Consider the following 18,644-nt stretch of genomic DNA (forward strand, 5'->3'; position numbering starts at 1 on the left):
ATGTTAAGAATTAAAGAACTCAATGTTGCAGTCAATGCGCAATCTATTTTAAAAGGTATTAATCTTGAGGTTAAGCCAGGCGAGGTGCATGCTATTATGGGGCCAAATGGTTCTGGAAAAAGTACCTTGTCCAAGGTGTTAGCCGGACACCCTTCCTATGAAGTCACTCGAGGTGAAGTTTCCTATTTAGGACAGAGTTTGTTAACTCTGTCTCCAGAAGAAAGAGCACGAGCAGGCATTTTTATGTCTTTTCAGTATCCAGTAGAAATTCCTGGCGTAACTAATATTAATTTTCTTAAAGCGTCAGTGAATGCAGTTCGCAAAGGGCAAGGGAGAAATACTCTTGATGCCATAGAGTTCTTGAGCTTTATTCGAGAAAAATGTCAGCTTCTGGATATGGACGAAAGTTTTTTATACCGAAGTATTAACGAAGGATTTTCAGGTGGTGAAAAGAAGCGTAACGAAATATTACAAATGACCGCTTTAGAGCCTAAACTGGCTATCCTTGATGAAACAGATTCCGGTTTGGATATTGATGCATTAAGAATTATTTCTCAAGGGGTTAATGCCATGCGTTCTCCTGAGCGTTCTATTATTTTAGTGACTCATTATCAGCGTTTGCTGGATTATATTGAGCCTGATTTTATTCATGTCTTGGTGAATGGTCGCATCATTACGTCAGGAGATAAATCCTTGGCACTTGAATTGGAGCAAAAGGGTTATGGCTGGCTTGAGGAAGCGGAGCAGTTATGAACGAGATTTTGGATTACTATCAACAACAAGCCAAATCCGGGTTATCGCAAATACCCTGGCTTGCACAATTACAGTCTAAAGCATTAACTGATTTGAAGCGACGTGGCTTTCCTACTCGATATAATGAGGAATGGAAATATACCCTTGTAGAGCCATTGTTAGAACACCAGTTTGTACAAGCTGCTTTTCCGCTAAATTCGAGTGGTGAGTTGGTGTTGACTGATGCGCCAGTAAAAAACCGACTTTTAATACAAAATGGATTAATTTCTGGAGATGAAGAATGGATAGCTCAATTACCCAAGGGGGTTCTGGTTCTCCCTTTGTCTTTGGCTTTGAGTCATTATGCTGATTTGGTTAAGCCTTATCTTGGGAAGATTTTAGAACAAGAGCATGGTTTTCATTATTTAAATACGGCCATGATTCATTGCGGTGTATTTATTTATATTCCTTCTGGTGTTTGTATAGAGGAACCTATTGTTTTATCTCATGTGCAAAATCAAGGTGATCAAGCTGTTTATCTAAGACATTTGATTTTGGCAGAAGACGAATCACAGCTTACTCTTATTGAAGAATATCATGGTGAAGAAAACAATTGCTATTTTACCAACAGTGTCACAGAAGTTTTGTTGGGGGGCAGTGCGAAATTTAATCATTATAAAATTCAAAGAGAAAGCAAATCAGCTTACCATTTGGGGCATATTTCAGTTAAGCAATCCGCTCATAGCCAATTTTCCAGCCACTCTTTAAGTTTGGGGGGAAAATTAGTGCGTAGTGATATTAGTGTGTTCATGCAAGAAGAGTATGCTCAATGTCTTATGAATGGAATTTATGCACCTGGCGAAGGACAGCATGTGGATCATCATACTGTAGTTCATCATTTGGTACCAAATTGTCGAAGCGAACAAGATTACAAGGGGATTTTAAAGGGCCATTCCAGAGCAGTATTTAATGGTAAAGTGATTGTAGCTAAAAACGCACAACATACTGATGCCAAACAGCAAAATAAAAATTTACTTCTCTCAGCAAATGCAGAAATTGATACCAAACCGCAATTAGAGATTTTTGCAGATGATGTATTATGTTCGCATGGAGCTACTGTTGGACAATTAGATGAGGAAGCGATATTTTACCTGGCAACACGTGGGATTAGTCGTGATGAAGCTTCTAATTATCTGATTCAGGCATTTGCCAATGATAATTTGCGCCTTATTCCTAATCAGGAGTTGGCTGATTGGATGGGTAATTTATTAACTCAACAGCTGGGGTATGCAAATGAGTACTAACGCTTCGCTAATTGCATCGTTGGATGTCAATAAAATCAGAAAAGATTTCCCTATTTTGAATCAGAAAATCAATGAATATGATTTGGTTTATTTTGATAATGCGGCTACTACTCAAAAACCCAAGCCTGTGATCAATGCTATTACTCAATTTTATGAACAGGATAATTCTAATGTACATCGTGGAGTTCATGCTTTAAGTGTCAGAGCTACTGAGATGTATGAGGCTGCCAGAGCTAAGGTCAGACGATTCATTAATGCCAACTCACCCAGAGAATGTATTTTTGTACGAGGTACTACTGAAGCGATCAATTTAGTTGCTCAGAGTCTTGTTGCACCTCGTATATTACCTGATGAAGAAATCTTGATAACTCATATGGAGCATCACTCTAATATTGTTCCTTGGCAAATGGTTTGTAAGAAAATGGGGTGTAAACTCCAAGTCGCTCCTATTTCACTGAGTGGTGAAATACTACTAGAAGAATTTGAAAAAAAATTAAATGAAAACACCAAAATGGTTGCCATTAATTATGCTTCCAATTCCTTGGGGACTATTAATCCGGTTAAAAAAATGATTCAGATGGCACATGCAGTAGGTGCCAAAGTATTACTGGATGGGGCACAGGCAACGGCTCATTTGCTTGTAGACGTTCAAGATTTGGATTGCGATTTTTATGCATTTTCTGGTCATAAAATGTATGGCCCGACAGGAATAGGCGTTTTATGGGGAAAAGAAGAATTATTAAATAGTATGACTCCATATCAAGGCGGCGGAGAAATGATCAACTCCGTGAGCTTTGATGCGACAGAATATGCTGCGCTTCCCCAAAAATTTGAAGCGGGTACCCCCAATATTGCCGGGGCGATTGGTTTGGCGGCTGCAATTGACTACATTTTGTCTTTAGATTTAGATGCGATTGCTCAATATGAAACACAATTATTAAACTATGCTACAAAGGCAATTGAATCTGTAAAAGGATATAATATTGTTGGCACTGCTGCCAACAAAGTGCCTATTATTTCTTTTGTGCATGGAAAAATTCATGCACATGATGTGGGAACTATTCTGGATAGCGAAGGCATTGCAATACGAAGCGGACATCATTGTACTATGCCGTTAATGGATTTTTATGGTGTGGCAGCGACTTCTCGTATCTCTCTGTCTTTTTATAATACGTTTAAAGAAATTGATTATTGTATGGAAGCATTGCAACGAGTTAAAGAGGTATTCGCATGAGTATGGAATTGCGGGAGCTTTATCAAGAAATCATTATCGATCACAATCGTAATCCTCGTAATCATCATGCGATGGAAGATGCCACTACTCAGGCTAATGGTTTTAATCCTTTATGCGGTGATAAATTAACTGTTTATGTTAAGTTACATGATGATTTGATTAGAGATTTAAGTTTTGTAGGGTGTGGATGTGCCATTTCTCAAGCGTCTGCATCACTAATGACGGATGCTTTAAAAGGCAAATCAATAGAAGAGGCTCATGAATTATTTCACCGTGTTCACCAGATGTTAACCAAGGATGAAGAAGATTATTTTACTTCTATGGACAAATTAACTGTTCTTGCTGGCGTTAAAGCATTCCCAGCACGTGTTAAATGCGCCACTTTGGCATGGCATACCTTGGAAGCGGCTTTAAATAAAGAAACAGAAGTAGTGAAAACAGAATAATTTTGTGATGACAGAGTGGATTCTTGATATCGAGGCTTGTTAACAGGCAAGTAGATTTACACCAGAGGCATCCTATGTTTGGATTTAAAAAGAAAAAGGATAACGAATCAATAAAAGAAAGCGTTATTGCAGCGCTCAGAGGAGTTTATGATCCTGAAATTCCTGTCAATATTTATGATCTGGGGTTAATTTATAATATTGCAATTAATGATGAGGGTCATGTTGACGTTCAAATGACTTTGACAACCCCAGGATGTCCTGTAGCTCAAACTTTTCCTGGTACGGTGGAGCAGGCGGTGAATCAGGTGGAAGGGGTTAGTGATTGTACGGTTGAGTTGGTGTGGGAACCCCCATGGTCTCAAGACCGAATGACCGAAGCAGCTCGTCTTGAATTGGGAATATTTTATTAATATGTCTGAAGTATCTTGGCTGCCTTCTGCTTCAATTCAGTTATTGCGTTCGCGTGCGGAATTAATAAGTAAAATCCGTCAATTTTTTATTGAGCGTCGTTATCTTGAAGTTGAAACACCTGTTATGGCACGCTATGGGGTTACCGATGTTTACCTTAGTAATATCAAAGCCTTTTTCAGAGGTGAAACTTACTATTTACAAACGTCACCAGAATACCATATGAAAAGGCTATTGGCTGCTGGTAGCGGCCCCATTTTTCAATTAGCGCGTGTTTTTCGAGATGATGAACTGGGTCGTTGGCATAACCCTGAATTTACTTTACTGGAATGGTATCAATTAAATATTAATCATTACGTCTTGATGGATGAAGTGGATTTATTATTACAAACTATTTTGCAATCAAGGCCAATGATTAAAAAAACTTATCAACAGATTTTTTTAGAAGTATGTACGATTGATCCTTTTACCGCTTCAATAGAACAATTGAAGAAAGTGCTGATACAACATCATTTGGATAAAGTATTGTCTCCTCAAGAACAGGATATCGATCAATATTTATTCTTACTAATGAGTCATGTGGTAGAGCCGTTTCTGGCACAAGAATCAGTTCCTGTTGCCATTTATAATTTTCCTTCTTCACAAGCTTCACTGGCGCAAGTAAGAGAAGGCGTGGCTGAGCGTTTTGAAGTGTATTATCAAGGAGTCGAATTAGCCAATGGTTTTCATGAATTGACAGATGTTGAGGCGCAAAAAAAACGTTTTATTCAGGATCAACAAAATAGAATACAAAAAGATCTGATGGTAATGGAAGCAGATAGATACCTTTTAGAAGCATTGGAATATGGATTGCCACCTTGTAGTGGAGTCGCTCTGGGTGTAGACCGATTATTGGCATTAGCCCTAAAACAGCCAAGCATAGCGAAAGTTTTCTCATTTGATTTTTCCAGATCTTAAGTCGGGGAAAAAGTAGGCATTAGTTATCGTAACAGTTTTTCAGAATAATGCCTGAATCTGGATTAGGTTTACGCAGGGTAAAAAAAGGTAGCTTCGTGTTTGTTATAGAACAGGTTCAGAATTCGTGAGTTGGGTATTGATTGAAATTGTTTGATTGTGTTTAAGTCAGTTTTTCCTTGTAGCTTGATTGTAAAAATCAAATGTTTTGCTTTTTTTGACGCTATCCATTTTTTGATGAGAGTGTAGGCTCTGTCAGGATAACAGGCGACATCGGACAACACCCAGTCATAAGACTCTGTGAGTTGTTCAGGATCTAAAGCAAAGGCACTTTGTTTTAAAAAAGTAATGCCAGGTAGCGTCATAATTTTCGCATCCAGTTCCGCTTTATCCACGGAAGTAACCTGAGCTCCCAGTGATTGCATCACATAAGTCCAACCTCCGGGAGAGGCGCCCAAATCCAAAACTGTTTCATCGGGCTGAGGGTATTTATTTAATAAAAATAATGCTTCCCATAGTTTTAAATAAGCACGATTTGGAGGATTAACTTTGTCTTCTATAAAATAACATTGTCCATCCGGCCATTTTTTTAATCGCTTGCTGCTATAGAGCAAGGTATTCCGATCAAGCAGACTAAATACTCCTATGACTGGAATGTCTTTTGTTAGGGGAAAAGAGGACATTAGTGAGGGACATTTGCGTAATTGTTCTTCAATTAATCGAGATCGACGAATTTCAGTAACAGGATGCAAGTACCAGTACTTTCCTTTTTGTCTCAGTATTTTTGCTGCTTCAGAAATGGATTGAATGTGTACGAGCTGAGGCTCAAGCCAAACATCCAACGCAAAACAAACATCGAGCTTCTGATGAGGAGAGAAAATTAAGCAGTCCATTATGCTAGACACCTCGCCTAATTCTTCAGAAAGTTCTTCTATAAATTCTGGTTTTGCCACGTATACAGTGGAGAAATTATTTGGTAGTTCCATAATAAATAGAGCCTGTAGGTTAATAGCAACGAAGTCAAATAAGGCGATAATTTAGGCGATTTTCTATTCTTTTTCTACCGGACTTACGAAAAACTCCAATCTCTTCGTTAAAAAAGTTTTTAATTCGGTCATTTAGTTTGTCTAAACGCCCTCATTAAAAACCTTTTTTGCCTCGAACCTGGAGTTTTTCATAAGTCCGGCCTATATTTTTTGTGTGGATTGGCGCTATATTATTCACTAAGCACCGATTGACATTTCAATGTGAGTGTCTTTATTTTCCTGCATCAGTCAGTTTTATTTCAATTCGTTCAATGGATTTTCCTGGATGTGATCTTTTGAGATGAATGAATCCAACTTCAGAGGTGGAATTAACATGTGTTCCTCCGCAAGGTACTTCGGCAAAACCCTCTATTTTCCAAAATCGACGTTGATTTTGTACGTCACTAAATCCCTTATGGATAATCAGATTCTTTCTAATAATCTCATTATAGGCATCAAGTAATTGTTCAAAAATTGAAGAAATATTAAAATCCGCTTTAAAATCGATTCTGGCTTTAAACTCCGATATATGCGCCCCTACCTTTTCAAGTTGATAGCTTCTGGTTACAAGCTCCAAAATAAGTTCAGCAGCAAAATGAAGACGCATAAGTCGGTATCTTCGGGGCCAATCTATAGTCATAACCACAATTTCATTGGGAGTAAGATTATGGCCATCGGGAAGGGTATAATAAATAAGATTTCCTTCAATTCTTGAGTTGAGCACTTCAAATTCATTGATGAAGGCTTTATCACTTTCCTGTCCCCCCGAAAATGAAAATGCTATGGTTTTTTCTAATAACACGTCATTATGATTAATTGAGATTATTTTTGTATCGAGTGTATGTTGATATGGATTTAACCAAAATACCTTTTCCATAATTAGACTCCACCAGTCAATGGGTTCTTTTCTATAAAGCTTGCCACGTCACGACTTTTTATTTTGATGTGGATTATTAGAATGAGCAAAGTGCCGCATAAGGCGCAGAATGGTATTATTGATAAAGCCCATTGAAATGAGTCAATCTCATATAATTTAAGCCCATTACTACTTATTCTGCCATTCCAACTGATATCCATTAATTTACCAATTACGGTATGAAAAAATGAACCTCCTAACATATTTATACAGTTCAAGAAAGCGACTGTTACTCCTAAGTATTGGCATGGCACCAGCGTCGCTCCGGCTGCGAATACAATAACTTGATAGCAACACATCAGCCCTACTACAAAAAAGAGAGTACTTAACTGCCACCAGCTAGGGGCTGAGGTCGAAAGAAGTATCAGGAATGAAAAAGCCAGGCCAGCACCACAGGCTGCTATGACGAAGTAATTTCCAAATTTTTGACTTAGAAAGGCAAGTAAAGGACCACCAAATATCATTCCTATAAAAATAAACGATACGAGAAAGGCCGCGTCTGCTTTGTTGAACCCATATTTAACAATTAAATAGGGAACTCCCCACACGTCTGCAAACCCTTCCAATGCTCCGACCATTAATAAGTTGGCCAGAGCAAGAACCCAAATAATCCATGAAGAAAATAAAAAGGAACAGTGAGTAACGTGGATAGTTTTATCTTCTGTATTGGCGTTATTTTTCGGTGAACGCAAGAGCAAAAATGTACAGCAACCAAGAGCAATTGAGAAAATAGCCAAGGCCAAACCAACTTCTTTTCCTCCAAAGCCTTGTATTAAGTGAGCGAGAGGTTTTCCTCCATAGATTGCTCCTAATAAGCCCACACTAAAGGAAAATCCGATCATTTTTGAGTACCGAGAGCTACTGAACCATTCTGATACTACTTTGGAAACCCCAAGAAATCCTGCTGCAGAACCTACACCAATCAAAAACCTGCCCAACAAGGCCCAATAAAAGTTATTGGTATATATAAAGAGCAAAGTTCCAAAACCACATAGAACTGCGAAAGCAAATACTATTAATCGGGATCCAAATTTATCAAGTAATAAGGCCACAGGAATTTGCATTCCGGCATATCCATAGTAATAGAATGCTGCTATGAGGCCAAAACTTCCGGCATCAATTGAAAATTGCATCATGATTTCTTGCATTGTTAATCCAGGCCATAGACGCAATAAAAATTGAAAAGTAAAAAAAGATAATGGAAATGCCCACATCAGCAAAGAGACATAATTATTCCTTAGTTTGAAAATGTTTTGATTCATGATGCCCTCCAGCGTAAATCAGTTCATGCTAACTCTTTGGAAGCCTCCCTAGAGAGGCAGGGAATTAGCAATAGCTGACCGCTCTAGGGTAAAGAGGGCAAGATAATAATGATTGAAAGGTTATCAGTTGGCAAAGAATCACCGCAAAGCAAAACTTTGGCATAAGAATTTTCATAAAATTCATAGCTTAATTTATTATCTGGGTAATTCATTATATCATCAGGTTGGGTTAATTTTATCTTTTAATAAATTAAAATAACAAATTGTGTTTCTATTTGTCAATAGAGATTTCGAATGTTCTTGATTGCTTGATGGAATTTAGAATTATTCTGATTTAAATAGTATAGAATAGCTTTCCTGCTGATTTGACATTATGCTCTATTCAACCTATATACTCTGAAAAACAAAGAGTAGTTAAAATTTGATAGGAGATTTGTAGCTGATGGGGTTATTTCAGAAGCTAAAAAACATGTAATTTTTACTTTATAAGCATAAGGATAAATGAACAGAGCATAATCATGCTTTGATACAATTCAATCCACACTCTTGTCATTCAGATCCCCTCCTTGATTTGGAGTAAACTCCATAAAGAAATTTCTGAATGCAAGAACTGATTTTATCTCTGGAGATCCTTAACGATCCTCAGTATGACATGGATTTGGACAGAGTAATGATTCTAAATCAGCTCGATTGGAGGTGATCTTGTTCTTGAAGATTAAAATAAAAATGGAACTTCTCAATGTATAATATTCTGCTAATTCTGGTGGCATTCCTCTTGGTATTGCTCAATGCCTTTTTTGTATCTGCAGAATTCGGCATGGTTAAACTCAGATCAACAAGAATCCAGGCAATTAAAGAGAATTATGGGCTAAGAGGACGAATCCTCGAGCAAGTACACCAAAATCTGGATGCGTATTTATCGGCATGTCAGTTAGGTATTACTCTCGCCTCATTAGGCCTGGGATGGATTGGAGAACCTGCTTTTGCAGAGCTATTGAAACCAGTATTTTTCATTTTAGGTATTACATCACCTCATGTAGTTGTTATTTCTGCTTTTTTCGTCGCATTTTTTATTATTTCGTTTCTTCATATTGTAATAGGCGAATTAATGCCTAAATCACTTGCTATTCGACAATCAGAATTTATTTCAATATGGACTGCGGTACCATTGTATGGGTTTTATTGGGTCATGTATCCTGCGATTTGGTTGTTAAATACTTGCTCCAATTTTTTTCTTAAACTATTTGGAATGGATATAACAAACGAATATGAAGGTTTTTATTCGAGCGAGGAGCTTAAATTAATTTTAAGTGGACAACATCTGCAAGCCGAATTAAAAGAAGATGAGCGTGAAATCCTTGAGCATACGCTGGATTTAGCGGAGTTGAATGTCACTGAGGTCATGCGCCCTGCTGATGAAATGATTGCAGTAGATATAAACGAGCCATTTGAGATGATTAAAGATAAAATTTTAAAATATCGTTATAGTCGTTATCCAGTTTATGATTCCAATATAAGAGAAATGATTGGTGTTATCCATGTTAAAGATTTATTTGCGGATTTATTTCTCCAAAAAGACATAAACACTTTAAAACCTTATATACGCCCAGTATTGAAGGTAAGTCATAAATTACCAGCCATGGATCTGCTTCGCAAATTCCGAGCAGGCATGCCTCATTTTGCCTTGGTCTATAAATACAAGTCCAGTTTACTTGGATTTGTAACCCTTGATAATTTGCTACATGTTATGATTGGACGGATTAAGGATGAGTTTCACAAAACTCACGAGGATTGGGTAAAAAATCCGGACGGAACCATAACGACAAAAGGCGATTGTTCACTTTATTCCCTGGAAAGGGCTCTTGACTGCGATATTACCTTATCTCTGGATGAAGAAGAACTCAATACACTGTATGGACTCATCATTACACGTTATGGGAAACTACCACAGGAAGGTGAGATTATTCAGTTTATTGAATTTGATGCTCTAATTGAAAAAGTACAAGATTCTTTTATAACCAGAATCAAAATCATTCCCAAGCCTCATAACCAGGAATAACACTCACTCTGTGGTATCAAAGGCATCTCGCATGCCTTTGATATCAAACTCACACATTAGTTTAACGTCAATTCGATATAAGTAAAATCCAAGGTTTTGCTTATATCGAACTGGATATTTTGAATGGATCCCGTACAAAAAGCTTCGCTTTTTTACGGGATAACATTTGTTTAGCGGCATAAAAATCATAAATGCCTTTTATGTCGAACTCACGTTAGTTTAATGAGGACATATCAATAACAAATCGATATTTGACATCCCCTTTTAGTAATCGTTGATAAGCGGAATTGATTTCATCTATTTGAATTAATTCAATATCTGAAGTAATTCCATGGGATGCACAAAAATCCAAAACTTCTTGAGTTTCTTTAATCCCGCCGATTAAAGAACCATTGATACTGAGTCGTTTTAGAATTACAGGAAACATAGAGACTTCGAGTGGATCCGAGGGTAATCCAACCTGAGTAAGTTGCCCATCCACTTTAAGAAGGTTCAAATATTGACTGATATCATGTTTGGCGGAAACGGTATCAAGAATAAAGTCGTATTGATTGGCTAGCGCTTGCATGGCTATATTGTCAGTGGATAAGACAACATTATTAGCTCCCAAATCCATCCCTGCCTTGATTTTATTTTCAGAGGTTGTAAAAACAGTTACAAAAGCCCCCATCGCCCGGGCTATTTTAACGGCCATATGCCCTAGACCACCAAGACCAACGATTCCCACTTTACTCATTTTACCCACTTTGGCTTTTTTTAAGGGAGAGTAAGTGGTTATTCCTGCGCATAATAAAGGAGCCGCAGCAGCGGGATCCAGAGATTCATCGACCTTTAATACAAAATCTTCGACGACTACAATGTATTTGGAATAGCCGCCGTAGGTGACTCCACCTAAATGATTATCGGGACTATTATAGGTATAAGTGCTACCTGATTCACAATATTGTTCTTCATTTTTTTGACAATAGGTGCATTGACGACATGAATCAACCATACAACCAACGCCGACTAAATCTCCTGCGGCGAATCGATGGACTTTATTTCCTACTTCTTTAACACGTCCAATTATCTCATGTCCAGGTACCATGGGATAAAGCGCTCCTGCCCAATCATTATTGACTTGATGCAGGTCTGAATGACAAATACCACAAAACAATATTTCAATAGCAACATCTTTTTCGCCAATGGAACGTCGATCAAAAGTGAAGCGCTGTAAAGGTGCACCAGCTTTATATGCGGCATAGCCAATAGTTTCTGACATTTTCTATCCTTAAAAAATTAATATACATTACTCCAAGTGTGATAAATCCAAAAAATCTCAGTATATTTGATTACAAGTAAATTTATCTACAAAATTGCTCTAACCAGCATTGCCCATAAGGATCACACACTTCCATTTCTTCACATACCGGAACATAATATCTTTGAACAGGAACGTTGATGACTACATTAGGTATAATTACATTAGGAACAATAATATTTTGTCCACCATTATAGTAATAATCTCTGTCATAGTATCCATAGTTCCACGGGCCATATGCTCTATTATAACCATCCCCGTAATAGTGTACATTTCCTCCTGTAAAGCCAATGGCTATGCTACCACCATACCAGGCGTTACCAGAGGTGCTAATAAATAAACCTAAAACCAATAAAAATATTCCGGGCATACTGTTTTTGACATATGTGCTCATTTTATACACCTCAAAAAAGCAAAATGGAGAGGACATCATAATTAAATTGCTTAACTTTTCCAAATGAATTGATTTTTAATATAGTGTTTTTACAAAACACTCCATTAAACAAGTTTTTTAATCAGATCATATAATTTGTCTAACCCCATCATTAAAAAATTGTTCTGCTTTGATCTTGGTTTTTTTGTAGTTCCTGTTTTTATAACCCTTGGGAAGTTTTCTAATAATGATTTTTGTTATTATTTTTGAAAATAGAGAGTATTCTTCAAGTTTGGTTAAGTTATTTTGAGCAAATAAAGATCATTATGTCCTATAATTTTATATATATTGAAGTGAAAATTCGGAATCAAAATGCATAAATTAACTGAACTGGAAGGCATAGGTCCAAAATATGCTGAAATGTTAAAACGAGTAGGGATTGAAAATCAGGATGATTTGTTACGTATCTGTAGTGGTCGACGAGGCCGTTTCAGGTTAGCGGAACAAACCGGTATCAGCCATAAATTGATTTTAAAGTGGACTAATCAAGCGGATCTTGCTCGAGTTAATGGTATTAATGAAGAATACGCTGAGCTTCTGGAGCGAGCTGGGGTTGACTCAATTCCAGAGTTGGCTCACTGTAACCCCGAACAACTGTATAGTTCATTAAAAGAGAAAAATGAAAAATGTCATTTAGTGCGGCGCATACCTGGATTATCTCAAGTCGTGACTTGGGTAGAACAAGCCAAGAAATTACCACGAGCAGTTTATCATTAAAGCAAATTTAGAATGAATGTGTTGAATATTCAATTTCATTTTTTAAGTTTTTTTGTCATGACGTCATCAAATAATTTTCGTTTTTCTTCAGATAATTCAGCGCGACGAATGATCATCATTTCTTCTATGGTTCCTTGTACACAATCGGGCGTAAGGCGATCTGTGATTAATACTCCATTCAGATGATCAATTTCATGCTGCAAAACACGTGCGTAAAAGCCAATTTCATTCTGCTGATGATATTGTCCTTCTTCATCATAATATTTAAGCTGGATCTTATCATACCTTGGGACTTTTCCTGCCTTACTGGAAACGGAATAACAACCTTCAAAATCGCTAACGAAACTGGCATTTGGTAAAGGTTTGTAACTTGGGTTTATCAAAATGTGCATTGGGTAAATTTTTGCATTATCACGTAGAAGCTGGGCTTCTTCAGGTATATACACGGCAATAATCTGTTTAGCAGAATTGACCTGTGGCGCCGCCAAACCGACTCCTCCCAAGGTATACAATTTTTCTTTCATTGCTTCAATTAATTCTTTATCTTCCTGATTCAAAGGAAATTTAATATCGCATGCTCGAGTCTTTAGCATTTGACAGTTTTCAGTTTTTTCTATGGTAATAATTTCTAAAGCCATGACTTGTGACATCCCTAATAATAAGCTTATTAAAATAAAAAGTTGTTGATATTTTTTCATATAGGCAGACTTCATTAAATACCTATCCTTTTCTACATCCAAACTGATATTCATCTTTCAATTTTTCCCAATCAGAAAAATGCTTACGTAGAATAGATACGTGCCTATTTTTCTTCAAGCGTAAAATTGAAATCTGAGCACCAGCTCAGCTTTATTCTATGTATTCCAATTTATTTCGTCGGATGGAAATAATTTAATTGATTTATCCCATTTTTCCACACTGGATACCATAACAATTGAGTCTTTTTTTGAAAAGACCTCAATTCTGCAAAACAAATTGATATGTGTTATAAAGTAAGGTTGAATTTTCATAGGAGGTATGGATGATTGATGTCGGAAAAATAATAACTGACTTGGCTTGGCCTATTAGCATATTACTAGCTTGGTTTATAGGGGAGCTTGGATATCGATGGGCAAAATTGCCTCATATTAGTGTCTATGCGATAGTCGGATTTTCACTAGCATCAACTCAAATAGGATTATTACCATCTATTCAACCGCCATCTATTTTACTTTTAGCCAATATTGGATTTGGGCTAATCTTGTTTGAGTCGGGTTATAGAATCAATTTACGATGGTTAACTTATAATCCTTGGGTGGCAGTATCCAGTCTTACTGAAGCGACGCTAACATTTGGCCTGGTGTATATTTTATTAAAATGCTTTGGCCTGCAATCTTCTACTTGCCTACTGTTAGCTTCTTTGTCAATGGCGACTTCTCCCGCAACTGTGGTAAGAGTGATAAATGAACAACGAAGCTCAGGTCAAGTGACAGAGCGTGTTTTACATCTTTCGGTATTAAATTGTGTATTGGCCGTTTTTTTATTCAAAGTAATCATTGGATTAGTAGTTTTTAGAACTTCAGGAAACATTTGGGAAGCAGCGTATGGCAGCTTAACAGTCACAGCCATTTCGATCATTTTGGGAATCATTTTTGGTGTAGTGATGCCTGTCCTGCTCAAAACAATTAAAAGTACTTGCCCAGATAATACATTGGCATTTGCTTTTGCTGTAATATTACTAGTTATTCTAACTCATAATTTAAAGCTATCTCCGGTATTGGCTACCTTAACTTTCGGGTTGGTTTCTCGTCATGGGCGTATGGTGTTTAATCCTTCACAACCTGGGTTCGGCACATTGGGGGACTTGTTGTCGGTGTTATTGTTTGTATTTATTGCAGCAACCATAGAATGGAAAAGAGTAGTAATTGGTGCTTGGTTGGGATTATCAATTATCACCGTGAGACTAATTGCAAAAATTGCTGGGATTAGTTTATTTGCCCATATTAGTGGTATTTCACTTAAGAAAGGCATCTTAACTGGTTTGGCCATGACACCTATCTCTGTTTTCGTTATTCTAATTCTCGAGCAGAGTCGTTATGTTGGTATTAATTTGGTGGACACTCTTGCCCCACTCGCTATGGTTGCTTTGACTCTGGAAATACTTGGTCCAATAATGGTTCAACGCGCTTTAATTAAAGCGAACGAGATCCCTGCTATTAAGGAGTTTTGAAATGCCTTTACAACCATTCAAAACATCTAAGTTACTGACTATGGGAGTTGAGCTGGAATTACAATTAATTAGCTTAAGTAATTTTGATTTGACTGCGGCTAGTCCTGATATGTTGGAGCTTTTAGGACGCTCATCTTTCCCCGGTAGTTTTACACCTGAAATCACGGAAAGTATGTTAGAAATATCCACTGATGTTCATGAAGAATATGATCAATTGCTGAATCAACTGTTTAATATACGTGATGCACTGGTAATGGCTGGAGACCGATTAAATATTGGTATTTGTGGTGGTGGGACTCATCCATTTCAGATGTGGTCTGATCAACGAATTTTTAATAAAACCAGATTTATTGAAGTGTCGGAATTATATGGGTATTTAACTAAACAATTTACTATTTTTGGTCAGCATATTCACATTGGTTGCAGGGACGGTAATCAAGCTCTTTATTTACTCCACTCTTTAAATCGTTATATCCCTCATTTTATTGCATTGTCGGCATCATCTCCTTTTGTTCAGAGTAAGGATACTTTATATAACTCCGCCCGATTAAACTCGGTATTTGCATTTCCGTTAAGCGGACGAGCCCCCTTTGTATTAAATTGGGATGAATTTGAACTCGATTATTTCGCGAAAATGGAGCATACCGGTATCGTCAAAAGTATGAAGGATTTTTACTGGGATTTAAGACCAAAGCCAGAATTTGGAACAATTGAAATGCGGGTTTGTGATACTCCTCTCACGGTTGAAAGAGCGGCTGCTTTAGCATGTTATATGCAAGCTCTTTGCAGTTATTTATTGGAAAATAAAGAGCCTCCTCCCCACGAAGACGACTACCTTGTGTATAATTACAATCGTTTTCAAGCGTGTCGATTTGGTTTGGATGGAACCATGGTTCACCCAAAAACCTATGAGCAAATAGTGCTTCGTGAAGATATTTTAACTACTTTACGTCGGTTGAAACCTTATGCTAGTCAATTAAATAGTACTTTGGCATTGGAACATATTTATGAAGTCACTCACAAAGGCAGTGACGCCAATTTTTTGAGAGAAAAATATATGGAGCATAGGACTCTTGAAAGTATTGTCAATGAGTCATTAAAGCAATTCAGATATCCTAAATAATTTTTTTGTTATTGCCCATGTAAAAAACAGATTGATATGCAGAGATACATTAATATAATAGCGCTTTTCAATTTCTGATTTCAATTTGTCTATGAAAGAGAATAATGATAAACAAATTTTAAATCCCTCACTCAAGTATTCTGGCGGATTGTTTTTAGCGGCCTCTTTGGCTGCATATAGCATGTTTCGTAAGGGAAACTATCGTGTTGCTTTTCTTTTTTACTCGAAATGCGGTAGTGGAGGATTAAACTTTTATAAACAGCAGGAAAACGGTAAATTGCAACGTCTGTTCGCAATTGATTACCATACTTTTTGGAATAACTCAAAAAAACAAAACGTTCGTAAGCTTCATTATCATCGAGGTGAAAACTCTAGCCAAATGAAAAAGCATCGGCCTTATGAGGGAGGATGGTAAAATATTAACTCTCTTTATACCCCATAGCTACTAATAGACAAGGCCCTCCATAAATGACATTCAGTTTATGATCCAAACAAAATTGAACAGCCAGATCACTTTCTGCCCCCGGCTGCATCCATATGTTTTTAATTCCTTTTTTGACCGCTTCAGTTACGATTGTTTCAGTAACAGAGGGGGGAGTGATGATAGAAATGCTTCGCACACTAACAGGTAATTCATTTATTGATTGGATAACAGGCAAACCTTCAATAATGGATTCATGAGGATTGACAGGATAAACTGTTTTGCCATGCTGAAGATAACATCGCAATACTTTGTTGCCGTATTTTGCTCTATTAGAAGAAGCACCAATTACAGCAAAAGCAGTGGATTTTAAAAATATTTCTATCAGTTGATTTGTCATGCCCAGATTAGCTCCTAAATCTAAAGATGACATTATCTTAAAATGCAATTGCACAATACAAATATAGCAGACAATCAGGTACCACACTCTTTTTTATTTTTAACGGGGTTTATTTTATTTTCTCCATACATGACAAAAAATCTGTCATGTTTTAATAAAGTATTGACCCTCACGTAACGTGATAGATTATAATCACTTTGTTTTTTAGAGTTATATATGAAATTTTATAAGATTAAAGAAATCAGCAAACTGACTTCGCTAAGTATTCGTACTTTACAATACTATGATGAAATCGATTTGTTAAAACCGTCAAAACGCACAGAGTCGGATTACAGATTGTATTCATCTGATGATTTATTACGTTTGCAGCAAATAAGCACCTTAAAATATCTGGGGTGTTCGCTTGCTACAATCCGAAAAATTATCCAGCATCCGGATTTTGATCTCAACACCTCATTAGCTCTGCAAGCCAAAGCTTTGCAGAAACAGGCAGAGCAAATTCATGAAGCGTCTTCTTTATTAAATTATATTGCAACACAACTTGAAGCTGGGCAACCAATAAATTGGTATAGCACCGCGCAAATCATTACTATTTTGGAGGCATCAACGATGAATAAGGAACTGGAAAGTACTTATCAGAATATGGCAGATCAATCAGAGCTTGGGCAAACATCAAATTATGATGATCACTATAATCCTAAAAGACTATATCCTATCCCCAGAGCCCAAAAACGCCAGGAAATTAATTTGGACCCTAAAATTATAACCTTTCATGGTTTTGACTGCTGGAATCATTATGAGGTTTCCTGGTTAAATTCCAAAGGTAAGCCTATTGTTGCTATGGCGGTGATTTCGTATGATTGTCATTCACCCTGTATTATTGAATCAAAATCATTAAAACTATATTTTAACTCTTTGAATAATACGATATTTTCTGATAAAGAGGAGGTTGCTCAAACTATTAGTAAAGATTTAAGCAATTGCATAGATGCCGAAGTAACAGTCACCGTTACTCTATTATCTGAGATAACCAATCAAACTATCTATTCTTCATTCACAGGAATTTGTCTTGATCAACTTGATATAGAATGTTCAATCTATCAAGTGACATCAAGTTTTCTTTCTACCTCATCCGAACTGGTTGACGAAATACTTTATTCTGATCTACTTAAGTCAAATTGTCTGGTAACCAACCAACCGGATTGGGGGAGTGTACAAATTGCTTATCGCGGTAAAAAGATAAATCATGAGGGCTTGCTGAAGTATCTGGTTTCATTCCGTAATCATAACGAATTTCATGAGCAATGTATTGAACGGATATTTACCGATATTATGCGGCTTTGCCAACCAGAATCATTGACGGTTTACGGACGATACACAAGGCGGGGAGGGCTTGATATTAACCCTATTAGGTCAACTGAGCCCTGTATTTTGGATGGGCAAAATATCCGTTTAATACGCCAATAAATAATGAAAGTAAACTCACAGTTATTCGTTCCCTTATGATGGTCTCAGCTCGGATTATCATTAGAACCGAGCCGCGGTCATAAGGGAGCAGAAAGAGACCTGTTTGTGCATGGTATCAAAAATTGGGATTTTTGATAGAGTTTGAGCATGTTGGCCATAGGAATAATTTGATAGGGTGTTATCTGATAAAGAGAATCAATGAGGTTTAAAAACGCGATGGATTAGGGTCTGTTT

Annotated in this window: 19 protein-coding genes and 1 pseudogene; 13 read left to right on the forward strand and 7 right to left on the reverse strand. The window is 37.0% G+C overall.

Features of this window, described 5'->3' with window-relative positions; translation table 11 throughout:
* The 6 genes from sufC (at position 1) to epmA (ending at position 5,081) form a co-directional block, all read left to right on the forward strand.
* The gene (gene sufC, locus ACZ5EK_RS03130) at positions 1-753 is read left to right on the forward strand and encodes a Fe-S cluster assembly ATPase SufC (protein WP_464431349.1); all 753 of its coding nucleotides are present in this window, start codon (positions 1-3) and stop codon (positions 751-753) included.
* Complete coding sequence (sufD, locus tag ACZ5EK_RS03135) at positions 750-2,036, forward strand: Fe-S cluster assembly protein SufD (RefSeq protein WP_464431350.1); 1,287 nt, start codon at positions 750-752, stop codon at positions 2,034-2,036. Before sufC ends, sufD begins: the two co-directional genes overlap by 4 nt.
* Entirely contained in the window at positions 2,026-3,270 is a 1,245-nt protein-coding gene (locus ACZ5EK_RS03140; protein WP_464431351.1) for an aminotransferase class V-fold PLP-dependent enzyme, read from the forward strand. The genes sufD and ACZ5EK_RS03140 overlap by 11 nt, the downstream gene beginning before the upstream one ends.
* The gene (gene sufU / locus ACZ5EK_RS03145) at positions 3,267-3,716 is read left to right on the forward strand and encodes a Fe-S cluster assembly sulfur transfer protein SufU (RefSeq protein WP_464431352.1); all 450 of its coding nucleotides are present in this window, start codon (positions 3,267-3,269) and stop codon (positions 3,714-3,716) included. The genes ACZ5EK_RS03140 and sufU overlap by 4 nt, the downstream gene beginning before the upstream one ends.
* A 74-nt stretch (positions 3,717-3,790) precedes the next feature.
* On the forward strand, positions 3,791-4,126 hold the full coding sequence (locus tag ACZ5EK_RS03150; RefSeq protein ID WP_464431353.1) for an SUF system Fe-S cluster assembly protein: 336 nt from the start codon (positions 3,791-3,793) through the stop codon (positions 4,124-4,126).
* A gap of 1 nt (position 4,127) precedes the next feature.
* Positions 4,128-5,081: an elongation factor P--(R)-beta-lysine ligase gene (gene epmA, locus ACZ5EK_RS03155; RefSeq protein WP_464431354.1), complete on the forward strand. Its 954-nt coding sequence runs from the start codon at positions 4,128-4,130 to the stop codon at positions 5,079-5,081.
* 68 nt (positions 5,082-5,149) lie between these two features.
* Here epmA and ACZ5EK_RS03160 read toward each other — a convergent pair whose 3' ends face one another.
* From ACZ5EK_RS03160 to ACZ5EK_RS03170, 3 genes are all read right to left on the reverse strand, one after another.
* Positions 5,150-6,064, reverse strand: a complete 915-nt coding sequence (locus ACZ5EK_RS03160) for an SAM-dependent methyltransferase (RefSeq protein WP_464431355.1) — start codon at positions 6,062-6,064, stop codon at positions 5,150-5,152.
* Between the two features lie 271 nt (positions 6,065-6,335).
* Positions 6,336-6,980 carry an alanyl-tRNA editing protein gene (locus tag ACZ5EK_RS03165; protein WP_464431356.1) on the reverse strand — a complete coding sequence of 215 codons (645 nt, stop codon included), beginning with the start codon at positions 6,978-6,980 and terminating at the stop codon, positions 6,336-6,338.
* Between the two features lie 2 nt (positions 6,981-6,982).
* The gene (locus ACZ5EK_RS03170; protein ID WP_464431357.1) at positions 6,983-8,281 is read right to left on the reverse strand and encodes an MFS transporter; all 1,299 of its coding nucleotides are present in this window, start codon (positions 8,279-8,281) and stop codon (positions 6,983-6,985) included.
* 739 nt (positions 8,282-9,020) lie between these two features.
* Here ACZ5EK_RS03170 and ACZ5EK_RS03175 point away from each other — a divergent pair.
* The gene (locus tag ACZ5EK_RS03175; protein ID WP_464431359.1) at positions 9,021-10,340 is read left to right on the forward strand and encodes a hemolysin family protein; all 1,320 of its coding nucleotides are present in this window, start codon (positions 9,021-9,023) and stop codon (positions 10,338-10,340) included.
* 214 nt (positions 10,341-10,554) lie between these two features.
* Here the strand turns inward: ACZ5EK_RS03175 and ACZ5EK_RS03180 are convergent, their stop codons facing one another.
* Positions 10,555-11,601 carry an NAD(P)-dependent alcohol dehydrogenase gene (locus ACZ5EK_RS03180; protein ID WP_464431360.1) on the reverse strand — a complete coding sequence of 349 codons (1,047 nt, stop codon included), beginning with the start codon at positions 11,599-11,601 and terminating at the stop codon, positions 10,555-10,557.
* 82 nt (positions 11,602-11,683) lie between these two features.
* Positions 11,684-12,034, reverse strand: coding sequence for a hypothetical protein (locus tag ACZ5EK_RS03185; protein WP_464431361.1), 351 nt, complete (start codon positions 12,032-12,034; stop codon positions 11,684-11,686).
* Between the two features lie 351 nt (positions 12,035-12,385).
* On the opposite strand from ACZ5EK_RS03185, the gene ACZ5EK_RS03190 reads away from it, so the two are divergent.
* The gene (locus ACZ5EK_RS03190; protein ID WP_464426497.1) at positions 12,386-12,790 is read left to right on the forward strand and encodes a DUF4332 domain-containing protein; all 405 of its coding nucleotides are present in this window, start codon (positions 12,386-12,388) and stop codon (positions 12,788-12,790) included.
* Between the two features lie 35 nt (positions 12,791-12,825).
* Here ACZ5EK_RS03190 and def read toward each other — a convergent pair whose 3' ends face one another.
* On the reverse strand, positions 12,826-13,428 hold the full coding sequence (gene def / locus ACZ5EK_RS03195) for a peptide deformylase (RefSeq protein ID WP_464432440.1): 603 nt from the start codon (positions 13,426-13,428) through the stop codon (positions 12,826-12,828).
* 383 nt (positions 13,429-13,811) lie between these two features.
* Between def and ACZ5EK_RS03200 the strand changes: the two genes are divergently transcribed.
* The 3 genes from ACZ5EK_RS03200 (at position 13,812) to ACZ5EK_RS03210 (ending at position 16,537) form a co-directional block, all read left to right on the forward strand.
* Positions 13,812-14,999 carry a cation:proton antiporter gene (locus tag ACZ5EK_RS03200; protein ID WP_464431362.1) on the forward strand — a complete coding sequence of 396 codons (1,188 nt, stop codon included), beginning with the start codon at positions 13,812-13,814 and terminating at the stop codon, positions 14,997-14,999.
* 1 nt (position 15,000) lies between these two features.
* Positions 15,001-16,122 (forward strand): YbdK family carboxylate-amine ligase, encoded by a 1,122-nt coding sequence (locus tag ACZ5EK_RS03205; protein WP_464431363.1) that lies wholly within the window; start codon positions 15,001-15,003, stop codon positions 16,120-16,122.
* A 91-nt stretch (positions 16,123-16,213) separates the two neighbouring features.
* On the forward strand, positions 16,214-16,537 hold the full coding sequence (locus ACZ5EK_RS03210; RefSeq protein WP_464431364.1) for a hypothetical protein: 324 nt from the start codon (positions 16,214-16,216) through the stop codon (positions 16,535-16,537).
* A 4-nt stretch (positions 16,538-16,541) separates the two neighbouring features.
* On the opposite strand, the gene ACZ5EK_RS03215 is transcribed toward ACZ5EK_RS03210, so the two are convergent.
* Entirely contained in the window at positions 16,542-16,943 is a 402-nt protein-coding gene (locus tag ACZ5EK_RS03215; RefSeq protein ID WP_464431365.1) for a CoA-binding protein, read from the reverse strand.
* A 216-nt stretch (positions 16,944-17,159) separates the two neighbouring features.
* Here ACZ5EK_RS03215 and ACZ5EK_RS03220 point away from each other — a divergent pair.
* Both ACZ5EK_RS03220 and queF read left to right on the forward strand, forming a co-directional pair.
* Positions 17,160-17,312, forward strand: a pseudogene (locus ACZ5EK_RS03220) (MerR family DNA-binding transcriptional regulator); the annotation flags it as partial.
* A 240-nt stretch (positions 17,313-17,552) separates the two neighbouring features.
* Positions 17,553-18,410 carry an NADPH-dependent 7-cyano-7-deazaguanine reductase QueF gene (queF, locus tag ACZ5EK_RS03225; protein WP_464432441.1) on the forward strand — a complete coding sequence of 286 codons (858 nt, stop codon included), beginning with the start codon at positions 17,553-17,555 and terminating at the stop codon, positions 18,408-18,410.
* The last annotated feature ends 234 nt before the right edge of the window (positions 18,411-18,644 follow it).

This window comes from Legionella sp. JM-2024 (genome assembly GCF_055389095.1).

Excerpts from the sequence above, each read along its gene's own strand:
- queF (WP_464432441.1), top strand. The coding sequence starts at position 17,553 with ATGAATAAGGAACTGGAAAGTACTTATCAGAATATGGCAGATCAATCA.
- ACZ5EK_RS03170 (WP_464431357.1), bottom strand. The coding sequence starts at position 8,281 with ATGAATCAAAACATTTTCAAACTAAGGAATAATTATGTCTCTTTGCTG.
- ACZ5EK_RS03140 (WP_464431351.1), top strand. The coding sequence starts at position 2,026 with ATGAGTACTAACGCTTCGCTAATTGCATCGTTGGATGTCAATAAAATC.
- epmA (WP_464431354.1), top strand. The coding sequence starts at position 4,128 with ATGTCTGAAGTATCTTGGCTGCCTTCTGCTTCAATTCAGTTATTGCGT.
- ACZ5EK_RS03210 (WP_464431364.1), top strand. The coding sequence starts at position 16,214 with ATGAAAGAGAATAATGATAAACAAATTTTAAATCCCTCACTCAAGTAT.
- ACZ5EK_RS03200 (WP_464431362.1), top strand. The coding sequence starts at position 13,812 with ATGATTGATGTCGGAAAAATAATAACTGACTTGGCTTGGCCTATTAGC.
- ACZ5EK_RS03215 (WP_464431365.1), bottom strand. The coding sequence starts at position 16,943 with ATGACAAATCAACTGATAGAAATATTTTTAAAATCCACTGCTTTTGCT.
- def (WP_464432440.1), bottom strand. The coding sequence starts at position 13,428 with ATGGCTTTAGAAATTATTACCATAGAAAAAACTGAAAACTGTCAAATG.
- ACZ5EK_RS03180 (WP_464431360.1), bottom strand. The coding sequence starts at position 11,601 with ATGTCAGAAACTATTGGCTATGCCGCATATAAAGCTGGTGCACCTTTA.
- sufU (WP_464431352.1), top strand. The coding sequence starts at position 3,267 with ATGAGTATGGAATTGCGGGAGCTTTATCAAGAAATCATTATCGATCAC.
- ACZ5EK_RS03150 (WP_464431353.1), top strand. The coding sequence starts at position 3,791 with ATGTTTGGATTTAAAAAGAAAAAGGATAACGAATCAATAAAAGAAAGC.
- sufC (WP_464431349.1), top strand. The coding sequence starts at position 1 with ATGTTAAGAATTAAAGAACTCAATGTTGCAGTCAATGCGCAATCTATT.
- ACZ5EK_RS03175 (WP_464431359.1), top strand. The coding sequence starts at position 9,021 with ATGTATAATATTCTGCTAATTCTGGTGGCATTCCTCTTGGTATTGCTC.
- sufD (WP_464431350.1), top strand. The coding sequence starts at position 750 with ATGAACGAGATTTTGGATTACTATCAACAACAAGCCAAATCCGGGTTA.
- ACZ5EK_RS03160 (WP_464431355.1), bottom strand. The coding sequence starts at position 6,064 with ATGGAACTACCAAATAATTTCTCCACTGTATACGTGGCAAAACCAGAA.
- ACZ5EK_RS03190 (WP_464426497.1), top strand. The coding sequence starts at position 12,386 with ATGCATAAATTAACTGAACTGGAAGGCATAGGTCCAAAATATGCTGAA.
- ACZ5EK_RS03165 (WP_464431356.1), bottom strand. The coding sequence starts at position 6,980 with ATGGAAAAGGTATTTTGGTTAAATCCATATCAACATACACTCGATACA.
- ACZ5EK_RS03205 (WP_464431363.1), top strand. The coding sequence starts at position 15,001 with ATGCCTTTACAACCATTCAAAACATCTAAGTTACTGACTATGGGAGTT.
- ACZ5EK_RS03185 (WP_464431361.1), bottom strand. The coding sequence starts at position 12,034 with ATGAGCACATATGTCAAAAACAGTATGCCCGGAATATTTTTATTGGTT.